This window comes from Burkholderia sp. Bp8984 (genome assembly GCF_003853755.1).
Lineage (GTDB): Bacteria > Pseudomonadota > Gammaproteobacteria > Burkholderiales > Burkholderiaceae > Burkholderia.
Map to the genome: position 1 here is coordinate 1 of NZ_QTQN01000121.1, position 314 is coordinate 314.

1 pseudogene is annotated in these 314 nt (G+C 66.2%); it reads right to left on the minus strand.

What is annotated here, in order from left to right:
• Positions 1-314, minus strand: a pseudogene (locus DID98_RS35620) (electron transfer flavoprotein-ubiquinone oxidoreductase); the annotation flags it as partial.

Sequence of the window (314 nt, forward strand, 5' to 3'; positions counted from 1 at the left end):
ATCGCCGCGTGGCTGCCCTTGATCCGCGATGCGTTCAGGAAGCCCGCGTCGTCGCCGATCAACGCGCCGCCCGGGAACACCGTCTTCGGCAGCGACAGCAGGCCGCCGGCCGTGATCGCTCGCGCGCCGTACGACACACGCTTGCCGCCTTCCAGGAATGCGCGGATCGACGGGTGCGTCTTGTAGCGCTGGAACTCCTCGAACGGCGACAGGTACGGGTTCGTGTAGCCGAGGCCCACCACGAAGCCGACCACGACCTGGTTGTTGTCCATGTGATACAGGAACGAGCCGCCGTACGTATCGGACTTCAGCGG